Annotated in this window: 12 protein-coding genes; 3 read left to right on the top strand and 9 right to left on the bottom strand. The window is 72.0% G+C overall.

The window, feature by feature from the left end; translation table 11 throughout:
* Positions 1–188: 188 nt before the first annotated feature.
* The gene (locus ABZ862_RS08430; RefSeq protein ID WP_360954300.1) at positions 189–1,385 is read right to left on the bottom strand and encodes a DUF2786 domain-containing protein; all 1,197 of its coding nucleotides are present in this window, start codon (positions 1,383–1,385) and stop codon (positions 189–191) included.
* Between the two features lie 53 nt (positions 1,386–1,438).
* On the opposite strand from ABZ862_RS08430, the gene ABZ862_RS08425 reads away from it, so the two are divergent.
* Positions 1,439–2,215, top strand: coding sequence for a Clp protease N-terminal domain-containing protein (locus ABZ862_RS08425; RefSeq protein WP_360954297.1), 777 nt, complete (start codon positions 1,439–1,441; stop codon positions 2,213–2,215).
* A 72-nt stretch (positions 2,216–2,287) separates the two neighbouring features.
* Positions 2,288–4,033, top strand: coding sequence for a bifunctional 3'-5' exonuclease/DNA polymerase (locus ABZ862_RS08420; protein WP_360954294.1), 1,746 nt, complete (start codon positions 2,288–2,290; stop codon positions 4,031–4,033).
* 84 nt (positions 4,034–4,117) lie between these two features.
* On the opposite strand, the gene ABZ862_RS08415 is transcribed toward ABZ862_RS08420, so the two are convergent.
* The 8 genes from ABZ862_RS08415 to ABZ862_RS08380 form a co-directional block, all read right to left on the bottom strand.
* Positions 4,118–5,011: a glycosyltransferase gene (locus tag ABZ862_RS08415; protein ID WP_360954291.1), complete on the bottom strand. Its 894-nt coding sequence runs from the start codon at positions 5,009–5,011 to the stop codon at positions 4,118–4,120.
* Between the two features lie 228 nt (positions 5,012–5,239).
* On the bottom strand, positions 5,240–5,746 hold the full coding sequence (locus ABZ862_RS08410) for a hypothetical protein (RefSeq protein ID WP_360954288.1): 507 nt from the start codon (positions 5,744–5,746) through the stop codon (positions 5,240–5,242).
* A 44-nt stretch (positions 5,747–5,790) separates the two neighbouring features.
* Positions 5,791–7,545 carry a DEAD/DEAH box helicase gene (locus ABZ862_RS08405; protein WP_360954285.1) on the bottom strand — a complete coding sequence of 585 codons (1,755 nt, stop codon included), beginning with the start codon at positions 7,543–7,545 and terminating at the stop codon, positions 5,791–5,793.
* A gap of 88 nt (positions 7,546–7,633) precedes the next feature.
* Positions 7,634–7,843 (bottom strand): cold-shock protein, encoded by a 210-nt coding sequence (locus tag ABZ862_RS08400; RefSeq protein ID WP_360954282.1) that lies wholly within the window; start codon positions 7,841–7,843, stop codon positions 7,634–7,636.
* A 187-nt stretch (positions 7,844–8,030) separates the two neighbouring features.
* On the bottom strand, positions 8,031–9,554 hold the full coding sequence (locus tag ABZ862_RS08395; RefSeq protein WP_360954279.1) for an alpha-N-arabinofuranosidase: 1,524 nt from the start codon (positions 9,552–9,554) through the stop codon (positions 8,031–8,033).
* 161 nt (positions 9,555–9,715) lie between these two features.
* A complete protein-coding gene (locus tag ABZ862_RS08390) occupies positions 9,716–10,639 on the bottom strand; it encodes a carbohydrate ABC transporter permease (RefSeq protein WP_360954276.1) in 924 nt (307 codons plus the stop codon).
* Entirely contained in the window at positions 10,636–11,667 is a 1,032-nt protein-coding gene (locus ABZ862_RS08385; RefSeq protein ID WP_360954273.1) for a sugar ABC transporter permease, read from the bottom strand. Before ABZ862_RS08385 ends, ABZ862_RS08390 begins: the two co-directional genes overlap by 4 nt.
* Before the next feature lie 97 nt (positions 11,668–11,764).
* The gene (locus tag ABZ862_RS08380) at positions 11,765–13,147 is read right to left on the bottom strand and encodes an extracellular solute-binding protein (protein WP_360954270.1); all 1,383 of its coding nucleotides are present in this window, start codon (positions 13,145–13,147) and stop codon (positions 11,765–11,767) included.
* 377 nt (positions 13,148–13,524) lie between these two features.
* Here ABZ862_RS08380 and ABZ862_RS08375 point away from each other — a divergent pair, with 377 nt between their 5' ends.
* Complete coding sequence (locus ABZ862_RS08375) at positions 13,525–14,628, top strand: LacI family DNA-binding transcriptional regulator (RefSeq protein ID WP_360954267.1); 1,104 nt, start codon at positions 13,525–13,527, stop codon at positions 14,626–14,628.

Genomic DNA, 14,628 nt, shown 5'->3' with positions numbered 1-14,628 from the left:
GGCACTCCCCGGAGCCCTTCGAGCAGGGGGACCCCGGAGAGCACGCCCCGGACGCCGCTCCTGCGCGGGCGGACGCCGCCTGCCGTGGCGGCTGGTCCGGGTGTTCGGACACGAGCGGTGGCTCCGCACGTCTGCCGCCGGTCCGCCTCCGCACGTCTGCCGCCGATCCGCCCCGGGGGTGCCGGTCGTCACGGGGGCAGCGGCCGGCCCGGCAGACGGGCGCGGGTCGCCGCCGCCGCGCCCTCCGTCCAGCCCGCCTCGTCCGTGACGCCGCGCAGGCGGGTGGTGACCGTCTTCGGGAACAGCTGGTCCAGCCGCTGGGCGACGGCGGCCTCGCGGCTCGCCAGGACGGGCAGCAGATCCGCCGAGCCGGGAGCCTCCGCCGTCGCTGTCGCCGCCGCGGCCGTGAGCCGGTCGCCGATGCGGTGGGCGTAGGCGGCCAGGAAGGACTGCCGGAAGGTCTTCGTCCGCTTCCTTCCGCCCGCCCGCTGTGCCGCCTCCGCCCTGGTCATCGCGGTCGTGGCCTGGACCAGGAGGGAGGTGTGGAGCAGTTCCACCGCCTCCAGGTCCGCCTCGAAACCGACGACCGTGGAGAAGCAGTACGCCTCGTGCCACACGGCGCGGCAGTGGTTGGCCCCGGCCACCGCGTCCAGCAGCACCGCCTTGGCCTGCTCGTACGGCGGTTCGACCCCGATCCGGCAGGCTCCGGGCACGTCCTTGCCGGGGGTGCCGGCGGCGAGCAGGGCCTCGTCGATGCTGTGCCGCGCCATCAGCTCCTGCGCCTTGGCGCTGAGCGCCTCCGCCTCCTCGGGGAACCCGGTCGCCTCGGCCTTGGCGAGCAGTGCGCGGATGCGGGTGAGCATCCGGGAGGCCGGCTGCGGGTGCGGATGCCGCCCGGGCCCCGCCGTCCCGGGCCGCCCGGAGGCGGGCCGGTCCCGTGACTCCAGGGGGTCCAGCGCGGGCAGGCGCAGCAGCAGGCGGTAGAGCTCCAGGACGGCGGTGGCGTGCGAGAAGCGGTCGGTGCGGGGCGGCGCGGGTACGGCGGCCAGTTCCTCCAGCTGCGCCGTCCAGCGTGGCCCGCGTGGGCCGTCGTCCGGTGCCTGCGCGCGGATCAGCGCGGCGGCGTGGCGTACGTGGGGGTCGTCCAGGTCGCGCCGTACGAGCCGTACGACGTCGGCGGGCTGCCAGCCGCGCCGCCAGGCCGCCGCGACGAACTCCCGGCCGCGCCGCTCCAGTTCGGTGTCCGCGCCGGGGTCGGCGGCGAGGAACGAGGCGCCGGTGTCGAGGCCGGGGTCGGTGTCGTCGTAGAGGGCGGCCCGGAAGGCGCGGTCCACGGTGCTGGGCGGCGTACTCACCCGTCGATCCTGACACGGGGCACCCGGCATCCGACTGTCAACCAGAGGTTGACAGCATCCGGGTGTCAACCTACGGTTGACACATGACCACCAACCCCTCTCCCACCCCCTCCGTCCGCCTCGACGACCTCATCGCGGCGATCAAGAAGGTTCACACCGAACCCCTCGACCAGCTCCAGGACGCGGTGATCGCCGCCGACCACCTGGACGACGTGGCCGACCACCTGATCGGACACTTCGTCGACCAGGCCCGCCGCTCGGGCGCGTCCTGGACCGACATCGGCAGGAGCATGGGCGTCACCCGGCAGGCCGCCCAGAAGCGCTTCGTGCCGAAGGAGTCGGAACTCGACCCGCAGGACTTCAGCCGGTTCACCCCGCGCGCCCGGCAGGCGGTCATGGCCGCGCACGACAGGGCGAAGACGGCGCACCACACCGAGGGCCTGCCCGCACACCTGGTGCTCGGTCTCCTCGCCGACCCCGACGGCCTCGCCGCCCAGGCGGTCATCGCCCAGGGCGTCACCCTCCGGCAGGTCGCCGAGGCCGCGACGGCCGCCCTGCCGCCCGCCGCCGAGAACGCCCCCGAGCTGGTGCCGTACGGCCCGGACGCCAAGAAGGTCCTGGAACTGACCTTCCGTGAGGCGCTGCGGCTCGGCCACAACTACATCGGCACCGAACACATGCTGCTCGCCCTGCTGGAGCACGAGAACGGCAGCGGCGTCCTCAGCGGTCTCGGCATCGGCAAGGAGAGGACCGAGCAGTACGTCGCCCAGGTGCTCGCCCTCCTCCTCGAACAGCGTGAGCAGGACGCCCGGCCGGCAGCCGGGGACGAGGCGGCGGCCGGAGACACCCCGGGCGACTGAAGCCGCGGGCCGGAACGGCTTCCGAGGACGGGGGCCGGGGTGTTGTCAGTGGGGGCTGCGACACTGTCCGGCATGGCCGACCGCTGGGCGCTCGCTCCGGCCGAGGACGGTGGCGCGGACCTCGCCCCCCTCGGCCCGGACGGGCTGCCCGCCGGACCGGTGCGGCGGGAGCGGGACCTCGTCACGGCCGTCCGGGACCGGCCCGAGGTGACACGGTGGGTGTGGCGCTCCACCGCCGAGGTCTATCCGCGTCTGCTGGACGCGGAGGTGCGCGTCGAGCGGTGCTACGACATCGAGGACGCCGAGACCCTGCTGCTCGGCCACGAGGGCCGCCACGGCAGACCGCACTCCGCGGCCGCCGCCCTGGCCAGACTGCGCGGCGGCGCCGAACCGCCCGACCCGCCGCAGCGCGCCGCCGAACCCGGCGCGCAGTCACCGCTGTTCGAACCGCGGGACAGTGTCCGTCTGCCGCTCGAGGACCTCCTCGCGGTCTACGCCGACCAGCAGCGCCGCCACGAGGCGACCGCCCACCCGGGCCGCATGCGGCTGCTCACCGCGGCCGAGTCGGCGGGGATGCTGGTGGCCGCCGAGATGAACCGCGCGGGGCTGCCCTGGAGCGCCCCCGTGCACCGCGAGGTGCTGCGCGAGCTGCTCGGCGAGCGGTACGCGGGCGGCGGCGAGCCCCGCCGCCTCGCCGAACTCGCGGACGAGGTGTCCGCGGCCTTCGGCCGGCGGGTCAGACCCGACCTGCCGGCCGATGTGATCAAGGCCTTCGCCCAGGCCGGGATCAAGGTGCGTTCGACACGCCGCTGGGAGCTGGCGTCCGTCGACCACCCGGCCGTGAAACCCCTGATCGAGTACAAGAAGCTGTACCGCATCTGGGTCGCCCACGGCTGGACCTGGCTGCAGGACTGGGTGCGCGACGGACGGTTCCGCCCCGAGTTCCTCGCGGGCGGCACGGTCACCGGACGCTGGGTCACCAACGGCGGGGGCGCGTTGCAGATACCCAAGGTCATCCGGCGCGCCGTCGTCGCCGACCCCGGCTGGCGGCTCGTCGTGGCCGACGCCGACCAGATGGAGCCGCGCGTCCTCGCGGCGATCTCCCGCGACCCCGGCCTGATGGAGGTGGCCGGACGGGAGACCGACCTGTACCAGTCGGTGTCCGACCACGCCTTCTCCGGCGACCGGGCGCAGGCGAAGATCGCCGTGCTCGGCGCCGTCTACGGCCAGACGTCCGGGGACGGCCTCAAGAACCTCGCCGCGCTCAGACGCCGCTTCCCGGCCGCCGTGGCCTACGTCGACGATGCGGCCCGGGCCGGGGAGGAGGGCCGGCTGGTACGCACCTGGCTCGGCCGGACCTGCCCTCCGGCGGCCGGCGCGGGCACGGCCGAGGACGCGGCGGAGGAGGCGGGCATCCCCCAGGCTCCCGGTGGCCCGGGTGGAGACGACGCCACCGGTGACCCCGACGGGGCGGGCGGCTCCGGCGGCCCCGGTGGCGGCTGGCTGCCGGGCCACGCCTCGTCCGACGCCCGCGCCCGGGGCCGTTTCGCCCGCAACTTCGTCGTCCAGGGCAGCGCCGCCGACTGGGCCCTGCTGCTGCTCGCCGCGCTGCGCCGGGCCTGTGTGCCGCTGGCGGCGGAGCTGGTCTTCTTCCAGCACGACGAGGTGATCGTGCACTGTCCCGAGGAGGAGGCCGAGACGGTGGTGGCGGCGATCCGGGAGGCGGCGGAGCTGGCCGGCCGGCTGACGTTCGGGGCCACGCCGGTGCGGTTCCCGTTCACCACGGCGGTGGTGGAGTGCTACGCCGACGCGAAGTGAGGGGACGTCACCTCCGTACAGCGGTGGGCGTCACGTCCGTGCAGCGGTGGGCGTCACGTCCGTACAGCGGCTGGCGGAGCCGCGTCAGACGACGGGCGGCCGTCCCAGCCGGGTGAGGCGCCACACCGTGGACCAGCGCATCGGCCGCCGCTCCCCGGCCGGCTGGCGCACGCCTTCCAGGAACCCGCCCCACCACGCCCGCAGCCCCGCGGCCGACCTGGTCCGTACGAGGGTGAGGAGGGCCCACACCCCGAGGTGCACCGGGATCAGCGGCAGCGGGAGCCGCCGCCGGACCAGCCAGACCCGGTTGCGGGCGGTGACCCGGTGGTAGATGGCGTGCCGGGCGGGCGAGGTACGGGGGTGCCGCAGGAGCAGCTCGGGTGCGTAGAGGATCTTCCAGCCGGCGTCGGCCGCACGCCAGGCCAGGTCGGTCTCCTCGTGCGCGAAGAAGAACTCGGCGGGCCAGTCCCCGGTCTGCGCGAGCATCTCCATCCGCAGCGCGTGCCCGCCCCCGAGGAACCCGGTGACGTAACCGCCGCGCAGCGGATCGGAGTTGCCGATCCGCGGGACGTGCCGCTGCTGGGTGTGCCCCTCCTCGTCGGCGATCCGGAACCCGACGATGCCGAGCCGCGGATCGGCGGCGTACAGGTCCCGCAGCCGGCGCAGCACATCGGCGTCGACGAGCAGCCCGTCGTCGTCCAGGTCGACGACGACGTCGATGTCGCCGAACTCCCGCAGGCGCCGCAGCGCGACGTTGCGTCCGCCGGGACAGCCGAGGTTCTCCTCGACGTCGACGGTGGTGACCTCACCGGGCAGGTGCAGCCGTTCGGTGAGGCCGCCCAACCGGCAGCCGTTGCCGACGACGACGATCCGCGCGGGGGCGAGATCCTGCTTGGCCACGGACTCCAGCAGCGCGTCCAGCTCCGCGGGCCGGTTCCCCATGGTGACCACGGCCACCGCGATCCTCGGCTCCGTCAACGCCCCTCACTCCATCCGACCGACCGGGGCGCGTGTCCGTGCACTGATCGCCCGGCGCCCTTCGTTCACCACGATGTTGCTTCCCGGGCGCCATGAAAACTGATACCGATTCACTTTGCGCCGTTTTTACAGCGGTTTTCCCCACGCCGCACGTATCTCCGGCACCGGAGCGTCCGGGGCCCGCCCACCCGGTACGGATCAGCCCGCTCCGGCCGCCCGCCGCCCGGATCAGGCGGACGGAGCCGTGTACAAGCCCTTCCGGCCGAGCAGTTCGAGGAAGGCCGCGGTCTGCCGTTCGTCCAGGGCCGCGGTCGGAAGGGCCATGGCCGATCGCGGAGACGTCCGCAGGACCCAGAAGCCGTCGACGCGTGAGACGCTCCGGAACGCCGTCCACGCCCGGGAGGTCGCCCGGTCAGGCCCCTGGGCGCGGTACTCCGTGTCCGTCATGGTCACCGTGACTTCCCGCTGTCTCCTGAGACAGGGCCTCAGCTGCAGCCGGACGGCGGTCTCGCCCAGCAGGAGGACGAGCGCTCCGTAGCACGCCGGCGTCGCGCCGGCCGCAGCGGCGTCGGGCACTCCGGCGAGTCCGGCGGCCGTCGCGGCGGCCCCGATCGTCACCGACCCGACGGTGACGGCCCTACGGCGGGTGTACGCGCGCCGGGAGCAGGCCCGACAGGAGCGCAGCGCCGGCGCGGGCGTGGTCACGAAGGTGGTCGTGACCAGCGTCTCGGACACGCCTGCTCTCGCGTCTCGGTAGAGGGACAAGCCGAGGAGGCGGATCAGCCGGATGCGGGACGGCCACGGCGGCCACCCCGGCGATCGGACCCACGTCCACCGGTACCGCCGCCGGTCCCGGCGCTCCGCGCGGTGCCACCGCCCGCGGCCCCGTCGGAGCGGTCGCCCGCCGCCCGCCGCCCGGATCCACGGACAGCCTTGCCGGTGCCGGTGCCGATGCCGGTGCCGGAACCGGAGCCACTGCCCGCGCCGGTGCCGGTGCCGGGCGCGGACCGGCGGCCGGAACCGCGTCGGCCGGTCGCCGACGTGTCCCCCGCCGCTGCCGCCCCGGCCCCGGCCGCGGTCCGCCGTTCCGAGCCCCGGCGCCCGGCTCCGAGAGCCGCATCCGTCGTGGCCCCCGCGCCGCCGCCGTTGCGGCGGCGGCGCGACCGGTCGCCGCCGGGCTGGGCGGCGGTGGTCCTCCGGCCCTGGCGGGACGGCGCCGTCGGCGTCGCCTGCTGCGGGATCTCGATGGTGACGGCCTCGCCGGACGGCTCGCGGGCGCCGGTGATGGTGGTGAGTTCCACGTCGTCCGACGTGACGCGTGCGGTCCGGGGGCGGACACCGGCGTCCGACATGAGCCGGGTGACGTCCCGCTTCTGTTCGGGCAGCACCAGGGTGACCACGCTGCCGGAGCCGCCGGCGCGGGCCGTGCGGCCGCCCCGGTGGAGGTAGTCCTTGTGGTCGGCGGGGGGATCGACGTTGACGACGAGGTCGAGATCGTCGATGTGTATGCCACGGGCCGCGACGTTCGTCGCCACCAGGGCGGTGACCTGGCCGTTCTTGAACTGTTCCAGGGTGCGGTTGCGCTGCGGCTGGCTGCGGCCCCCGTGCAGTGCCGCCGCGCGCACGCCGACGGCCAGGAGCCGCTTGGCGAGCCGGTCCGCGGACCGCTTGGTGTCGAGGAAGAGGAGGACCCGGCCGTCACGGGCGGCGATGCGCGTGGTGACGGCCTTCTTGTCGGTCTCGTCCTGGACGTGCAGCACATGGTGTTCCATGGTGGCCACCGCGCCCGCGGAGGGGTCCACGGAGTGCACCACGGGGTCGGTCAGGAACCGCTGCACCAGCTGGTCGATGTTGCGGTCCAGGGTGGCCGAGAAGAGCAGGTGCTGTCCGTCGGGCCGTACCTGCCGGATCAGCTTGGTGATCTGCGGCATGAAGCCCATGTCGGTCATCTGGTCGGCCTCGTCCAGCACCGTGATGCGTACGTCGCCGAGTACGCAGTCCCCGCGTTCCACGAGGTCGTTGAGCCGGCCGGGACTGGCCACGACCACCTCGGCGCCGCGCCGGAGCACAGCCGCCTGCTTGGTGAGGGAGAGCCCGCCGACCACGGTGGCAAGGCGCAGGTTCACGGCCGTCGCGTAGGGGGTCAGCGCGTCGGTGACCTGCTGGGCGAGTTCGCGGGTGGGCACCAGTACGAGGGCGAGGGGCGCCCTGGGCTCCGCGCGCAGACCGGCCGTGCGGGCCAGGAGCGCCAGCCCGAACGCGAGGGTCTTGCCGGAACCGGTGCGGCCCCGTCCCAGCAGGTCACGGCCGGCGAGCGAGTTCGGCAGGGTGGCGGCCTGGATGGGGAAAGGCGTGGTCACACCCTGAGCGGTGAGGGTCTTCAGGAGCCCCGCCGGCATGTCCAGATCGGCGAAGTGCTCGACGGCGGGAAGCGCGGGTGTCGTGCTCTCCGGCAGCCGGAATTCCCGCGACGCCGACACGGACGGCGGCGGTGACGAGGCGCGCCGGTTGGATTTCTGGGGTCTGCGGGACATGCCGTGGTCTGCCTTTCCTGGGAACAGCACAAACCGGGGTCCGCACCATGACGGTGCGGACCCCGGTGAGCGGATACGCGTCCGGCGATCAGGCGGGGACGATGTTCTCCGCCTGCGGGCCCTTCTGGCCCTGCGTGACGTCGAAGGAGACCCGCTGGCCCTCCTGGAGCTCACGGAAGCCCTGGGTGGCGATGTTCGAGTAGTGGGCGAAGACGTCGGGGCCGCCGCCGTCCTGCTGGATGAAGCCGAAACCCTTTTCGGCGTTGAACCACTTCACGGTTCCCTGAGTCTGTGCCATGACCTTCTCCTTCTGTAGGCAGAGGCCCCATCCGGAGATTCCGGAAAAAAACAATGCGCCTGAAGGAGAAACATTCCCGTCAGGCGCACATGGGTTCATGGGTACCACAACTGCAACACTCACAGCGTAGCACGGCACCCCGACCAGCGGTGGCCGACCGGTCGGTACGCGATCAGCCGGTACCCGATCAGCCGGTGGCGCGGCGCAGCCGGACGACGTTCCAGGAGACGGGCGGGAGGTGTACGGCGAGACGGCCGCCGGTGACGTCACCGGTGCCGGCGGCGCGCGGGCGGACCCGGTCGGGATGCTGCTCGGTGTTCGTGGCGCGGAGGTCCGGGTCGCTGAGCACCGAGTGTTCCACCGGCACGTAGCCGGGGAAGGCCCGCAGGTCGAGGGCGAGTTCGACGGTCTCGGACCGGTGCCGGTTGACGGCGAGGACGGTGAGTTCGTCGGCGCCCCCGTCCCCGGCCAGATGGGTGGCGACCGCGTCGACGACGGAGACCTCGCCGAACCTCGCGGTGTCGTACACCGGTGCCACCGGCTCCACCCGCAGGACGGTGCCGCGGGCGTGCCGGGCGGCCTGGGCGAAGGGGTGGAAGGTGGTCTGGCGCCAGCTGGGGCCGCCGGGCTCGCTGCGGATGGGGGCGATGACGTTGACGAGCTGGGCGAGGCAGGCGGCGGTGACGCGGTCGCTGTTGCGCAGCAGGCTGATCAGCAGCCCGCCGACGACGACGGCGTCGGCGACGCTGTACTCGTCCTCGATGACGCGCGGGGCGACCGCCCAGTCGGCGGGCTTGTCCTGTGCCTCGAAGCGGGACAGGTACCAGACGTTCCACTCGTCGAAGGAGATGTTGATCCGCTTCTTCTTGCGCTGCTTGGCCCGGACGTGGTCGGCGGTGGCGACCACCGACTCCACGAACCGGTCCATGTCGACCGGCGAGGCGAGGAAACTGCCGAGGTCTCCGTCGAGTTCCTCGTAGTAGGCGTGGCAGGAGATGTAGTCGACCTCGTCGTAGGCCTCCTCCAGGACGGTGGCCTCCCAGGCACCGAAGGTCGGCATCGAGGAACTGGAGCTGCCGCAGGCCACCAGTTCCAGGCCGGGGTCGATCATGCGCATGGCGCGGGCGGTCTCGGCGGCGAGGCGGCCGTACTCCGCGGCGGTCTTGTGGCCGGTCTGCCAGGGGCCGTCCAGCTCGTTGCCCAGGCACCACATCCGGATGCCGAAGGGGTCCCGGGCGCCGTTCTTGATCCGCTGTTCGGACCGGGCGGTCCCGCCGGGGTGGTTGCAGTACTCCAGCAGGTCCAGTGCCTCCTGCACACCGCGGGTGCCGAGGTTGAGGGCCATCATCGGCTCGACGCCGGCCTTGGCGGCCCAGGAGGTGAACTCGTGCAGGCCGAAGGCGTTGGTCTCCGTGCTGTGCCAGGCGAGGTCGAGGCGTGCGGGCCGGTCGGCCACCGGGCCGACGCTGTCCTCCCAGCGGAAGCCGGAGACGAAGTTGCCGCCGGGGTAGCGGACGGTGGTCACACCGAGTTCGCGGACCAGGTCGAGCACGTCACCGCGCAGGCCGTCCTCGTCGGCGCTCGGATGGCCGGGTTCGTAGATGCCGGTGTACACGCACCGGCCCATGTGCTCGACGAACGAGCCGAAGGTGCGGGGGCTGACGTCGGCGACGCGGAAGGCGGGGTCGACGGTCAGGGAGGCGTGCAGCATGAGTCGCTCCGTGGAGAAAGGACGCGGGGAGGGCCGCGACGCTGCGGCCGACACGGGAGGGGAGGTACGCGCGGGAGGAGGAACACGCGTGAGGAGGGGAGAGGAGGGGAAGGGACGCGTGAGGTGGGTGGGTGGGTGGGGGGAAGGGGCCCGGGCCGGGGCTACTTGAGGCTGCCGACGGTCAGACCGCCGCGCCAGTACCGCTGGAGGAGGAGGAACGTGGCGATCAGGGGCAGGATCGCCACCAGCGACCCCACGACCACCAGCGTGAACAGCACGTTGGCACCGCTCTGCACCATCGCACCCGCGTACCAGGACTGCAGGCCGACGGTGAGCGGGAACAACTTGTCGTTGTTGAGCATCACCAGCGGCAGGAAGAAGTTGTTCCAGGTGCCGACCACGGAGAACAGCAGCACGGTCACCAGCGCGGGCCGCAGCGTGGGCAGCGCGACGCTGAACAGCACGCGCATCTCACCGGCCCCGTCGACGCGGGCCGCCTCGAGCAGTTCGTCGGGCAGGGACTCCTGGACGTACACCCGCACCAGGTAGACGCCGAACGGGTTGAGCAGCGAGGGCAGGATGACCGCCCACATGGTGTCCGTCAGGGCCACCTTGCTCAGCAGCAGATAGGTGGGGATGGCCAGCGCCGTCGCGGGGACCATGATCGCGCCGAGCAGCGTGGAGAACAGCAGGTTCCGGCCGGGGAAGCGGTACTTGGCGAACGCGTACCCGGCGAGGGTGGCCACCGCGGTGGCGCCGACGCCGCTGACGCCCGCGTAGACGGCCGTGTTGCCCAGCCAGCGCAGGTACTCGCCGTCGTTGTAGGTGAACAACTGCCGGAGGTTGTCGAAGAAGGATCCCGGCGAGTGGAACCACAGGGCGGCGGTGGAGAACAGCGCGTCGGTGTTCTTGGTGGAGGCGACCGCCAGCCACCAGAACGGCATCAGGAAGTAGAGGATCATCGCCACCATCACCACGTTGACGGTGACGCGCCCCGTGGAGACGCGCGGCCTGCGGCGCCCCGGACGGGCCGTGGGAACGGCGGGGGCGGCGGGGGTGCCGGGAGTGGCTACGGCGCTCGTCACTTCAGTCCGCTCCTTCGGCGTGCGGCGAACAGGAACACGTAGGAGCCGACGAAGACCGCCGCGCCGAGGGCGAAGGAGATCGCGGCGGAGTAGTTGAACTCGGAGTACTGGAAGGCGAGGTTGTAGGCGTAGAGGTTCGGCGTGTAGTCCGGGGTGATCACCGAGGACGCGATGGGCCGGAGGACGCGCGGCTCGGTGAAGAACTGGAGCGTGCCGATGATGGTGAACATCAGTGTGAGCACCAGCGCCGAGGAGATCATCGGGACCTTGACGCGCAGCGCCGTCTGCACCGGGCCGGCCCCGTCGAGCTTCGCCGCCTCGTAGACCTCACGGGGCAGGCCCTGCAGGGCCGCGTAGAGGACGATCATGTTGTAGCCGGTCCACTGCCAGGTCACGATGTTGCCCAGTGAGGTGAGCATCAGGCTGTGGGACAGCAGGTCGACCGAGCCCAGGCCCAGCGCGCTGCTGACCGACTGTACGGGGCCGAACGTCGGGCTGTAGAGGAAGCCCCACATCAGGGCGCCGATCACCGCGGGCACGGCGTACGGCATGAACAGGGTCATCCGGAAGACCTTGGCGAGGCGGCTGCCGATCTCGTCGATGAGCAGGGCCCCGAGGAGTGCGAGACCCAGCATCAGCGGGATCTGCACGAGGCCGAAGACCGCCACCCGGGCCAGCCCGGACAGGAACTGATGGTCCGTGAACGCCTGCCGGTAGTTGGCGAACCAGCTGAAGTGGTCGCCGCCGACCAGGGTGGAGGTGCGCAGACTCAGCCAGAACGCGTAGCCGAGCGGAGCCACCAGGAAGGCGAGGAACAGCAGGGTGAACGGGGTCACCAGGAACAGGCCCATCGCCTTGTGCCGGGTACGGGAGGACAGCCGCCGGCCGGTGAGCGGTCCGCGGTTCCCGCCGGCCGTCGCGGCGTCGCGGGTGGCGCGGGTGGCGCGGGCGTCGCGGCCCCTCCGGACCGGCGGGTCGGGGGGCACGGACGCGGCGTCCGCCGCGGCTCCCTGCCTGAGCGGGTTCATGGAGAACTCCTTGCGCGTCTGGAGGCCCCCGCCGGCGGGACACGGAGCGCGACGGCGCGGACGGGGGCGGTTCGGAGGGACACCGGGGCAGGCGGGACTACTTGCTGACCTTGAATCCCTGCTTGCTCGCGTAGGAGGACACCAGCTGCTGGATGTTGTCCGCGACGGACGACCACGGGGTCCCGCCCTGGATGGCCTTGCCGACCTCGGTGGTCTGCGTGTTGTAGGAGTAGTCCTGGAACGGGCTCCAGTCGAAGGTCCCGATGCTGTTGGCGGCGGGCACGAATATCTTGTTGACCTGCTGGCCGCCGAAGAAGTCGTACTTCTTGTCGTTGAAGTACGCGCCGTTCAGGATGGGTTTGACGGTCGGGAAGAGGTAGGCCTGGTCGATGCCGATCTTCCAGGCGGCCTGCGAGGTGCCGAACAGTTCCCGGGCGACCTGGGTGGCCTCCTTGGGGTGCTGGGTCTGCTTGGTGACCGAGAAGGACGAACCGCCCCAGTCGCCCTGGGCGTTGGCACCGGCCGTCCACTGCGGCAGCGGAGCCGCGCGCCACTTGCCCGAGGTCTTCTTCGCCACGCTGGAGAGGTAGCCGGGACCCCAGCCCGCGGCGAGGTAGGTGACGTACTTGCCGCTGCTGAGCCCGTTGTAGAAGTCGGTGGTCGCGTACGACGCGGTGTCCACGAGCTTGTTCTTCACCAGGTCGCCCCAGTAGTCGTACACCTGCTTGGCACCGGCGTCGTTCAGCTTGACCCCGATGTCCGGCAGCTTGCTCGCCGAGTAGTCGTACGGGCGGGAGCCGGCCTGCCACTGCAGACCCTGGAGCCAGCCCGCGGCCGACTCGTCGCTGCCGAAGTCGGTGATGTACGCCTTGGGATCGGCCTTGTGCAGCTTGACGGCCTCCTCCTTGTACTCCGCCCAGGTCGTCGGGACCTTCAGGCCGTACTTCTTGAAGAGGTCCGCCCGGTAGAGCATCGCCATGGGACCGGCGTCGACGGGGATGGCGTAGACCTGGTCGCCGTCGGAGACCTGCTTCCAGGCCCAGTCCACGTAGTTCGCCTTGTCGTCGTTGGCGCCGTACTTGCTCATGTCGAGCAGGCCCTTGGTGAGCTGGATGGTCGGCAGCTCCTGGAACTCCAGCATGACGACGTCCGGTGCGCCCTGCCCGGCCTTGAGCACCGTCTTGAGCTTGGTGTACTCGTCCTGGCCGACGCCGGCCTGCACCCAGTCGACCTGGACGTCCTTGTGCGTCCTGTTGAACTCGGCCACGACCTGCTTGAAGTCGGGGTACCAGGCCCACACCTTGATGTGCACCGGGCCGTTCCCGGAGGCACCCGAACCGCTGCCGCCACCACCGCCGCCGCAGGCGGCGAGGAGCGCCGTCACCACGGCGGTGGACACCGCCGCGGTCATGACCCGGCGTCGGACGGGACGGGCTGCGCGGCGCGAGCCGCCCAGGGGATGCAGTCTGCTGGAAGACATCGTCGTTCTCCTCGGTCAGGTGCTGCGGGGCGAGGGGTATGGGGGGCGGGGTATGGGGGGCGGGGAGGGCGGAGTACGGGGGCGGGGACGGGGGCGGGGACGGGGGCGGAGGAGTGGATGACGGAGCGACGGCGCCGTGAAGCGCGACCGCTTCAGCATGTTCGATATCTCGAACGACGTTCGGGACGCAGGTCAGGGGACAGGTGTCTCCCTGATCACAGCACTGCTTGATCGGGCAGCCGGACCGGCTCTGTTACGCTTTTTGCAGCGCTGCAGAAGTCTTGCCCAACACCTTGCCGCGCTGCAATAGGTAACTTCGCGGAAACGCGAAGAAACTTTCAGCGCCGCAATACGACAGATCCGGCAAAAGGTGAGCCATGGGAAGAGACGTCACCCTCCGCGATGTGGCGCTGCGCGCCGGCGTCTCCAGCCGCACCGTGTCCAACGTCGTCAACGGCTACGCCCGGGTCGCCGAGGCCACCCGCGCCCGTGTGCAGCAGGCCGTGGACGAACTCGGCTACCGGCCCAACGTACTGGCCCGCAACCTCGCCGCCGGACGCTCCGGGCAGATCGCGGTGGTCGTGCCGTACCTGGACACGCCGTACTTCTCCGAGCTGTTGCAGGGCATCATCCGCGCCGCCCGCGTCCAGGGCTACAACGTCCTGATCGACCAGACCGACGGCGACGCGGAGCACGAGAAGCTGTTCCTCACGCACGGCTCCGCGCGGCTGCTCTTCGACGGCGTGATCTTCAGCCCCCTGGGCCTGGCCCAGGCGGACCTGTCGGCCAGGGACCCCGGCCTGCCGCTCGTCGTCCTCGGCGAACGGGTCAGCGACGGCACCTTCGACCATGTCGGGATCGACGACGTCACCGCGTCCCGGGAGGCCACGGAGCACCTGATCGGCCTCGGCCGGCGCCGCATCGCGGCGATCGGCGACCAGCCGTACCGCACCGGCGAGGCGGCCCAGCTGCGTACCCGCGGCTTCCGGCTGGCCCACGAGCGCGCCGGACTGCCGGTCCACGAGGACCTCGTCGTCTCCACACCACGCTTCAACCGCCCCGACGGCGCCGCCGCCATGGCACATCTCCTCGACCTGGAGAAGCCGCCGGACGCGGTCTTCTGCTACAGCGACCTGGTCGCCCTGGGCGCCCTGCACACCCTGGCCTCCCGCGGACTGCGCGTCCCCGAGGACATCGCCATCGTCGGCTACGACGACATCGAGGACGGCAGGTACGCCAGCCCGTCCGTCACGACGATCTCACCGGACAAGAAGCTCATCGCGGAAACGGCGGTCGACCGGCTCCTCACCCGCATCACCAGCCCGTCCCCCGTACCGGGCCTGGAGATCCGGGCCCCGCACCGGCTCATCGTCCGCGAGAGCACGGCGGGCCGGCAGCACGGGCAGTCCGGGCACGACGAAGCTCCCCAGGTGACCCCTCGGTCACCCGAGGACGAAGGCACGGATCTCGTCACCCACTGA

The organism is Streptomyces sp. NPDC047000 (assembly GCF_040644295.1).
Taxonomy (GTDB): Bacteria; Actinomycetota; Actinomycetes; order Streptomycetales; family Streptomycetaceae; genus Streptomyces.
The sequence above is the reverse complement of the archived record's forward strand: the minus strand, read 5'-3'. Positions and strand labels throughout refer to the sequence as shown.

What these genes read in the sequence shown, in the direction of transcription:
- ABZ862_RS08430 (WP_360954300.1), bottom strand. Translation starts at nt 1,385, where the DNA reads ATGCCGGGTGCCCCGTGTCAGGATCGACGGGTGAGTACGCCGCCCAGC.
- ABZ862_RS08425 (WP_360954297.1), top strand. Translation starts at nt 1,439, where the DNA reads ATGACCACCAACCCCTCTCCCACCCCCTCCGTCCGCCTCGACGACCTC.
- ABZ862_RS08420 (WP_360954294.1), top strand. Translation starts at nt 2,288, where the DNA reads ATGGCCGACCGCTGGGCGCTCGCTCCGGCCGAGGACGGTGGCGCGGAC.
- ABZ862_RS08405 (WP_360954285.1), bottom strand. Translation starts at nt 7,545, where the DNA reads ATGTCCCGCAGACCCCAGAAATCCAACCGGCGCGCCTCGTCACCGCCG.
- ABZ862_RS08400 (WP_360954282.1), bottom strand. Translation starts at nt 7,843, where the DNA reads ATGGCACAGACTCAGGGAACCGTGAAGTGGTTCAACGCCGAAAAGGGT.
- ABZ862_RS08395 (WP_360954279.1), bottom strand. Translation starts at nt 9,554, where the DNA reads ATGCTGCACGCCTCCCTGACCGTCGACCCCGCCTTCCGCGTCGCCGAC.
- ABZ862_RS08385 (WP_360954273.1), bottom strand. Translation starts at nt 11,667, where the DNA reads ATGAACCCGCTCAGGCAGGGAGCCGCGGCGGACGCCGCGTCCGTGCCC.
- ABZ862_RS08380 (WP_360954270.1), bottom strand. Translation starts at nt 13,147, where the DNA reads ATGTCTTCCAGCAGACTGCATCCCCTGGGCGGCTCGCGCCGCGCAGCC.
- ABZ862_RS08375 (WP_360954267.1), top strand. Translation starts at nt 13,525, where the DNA reads ATGGGAAGAGACGTCACCCTCCGCGATGTGGCGCTGCGCGCCGGCGTC.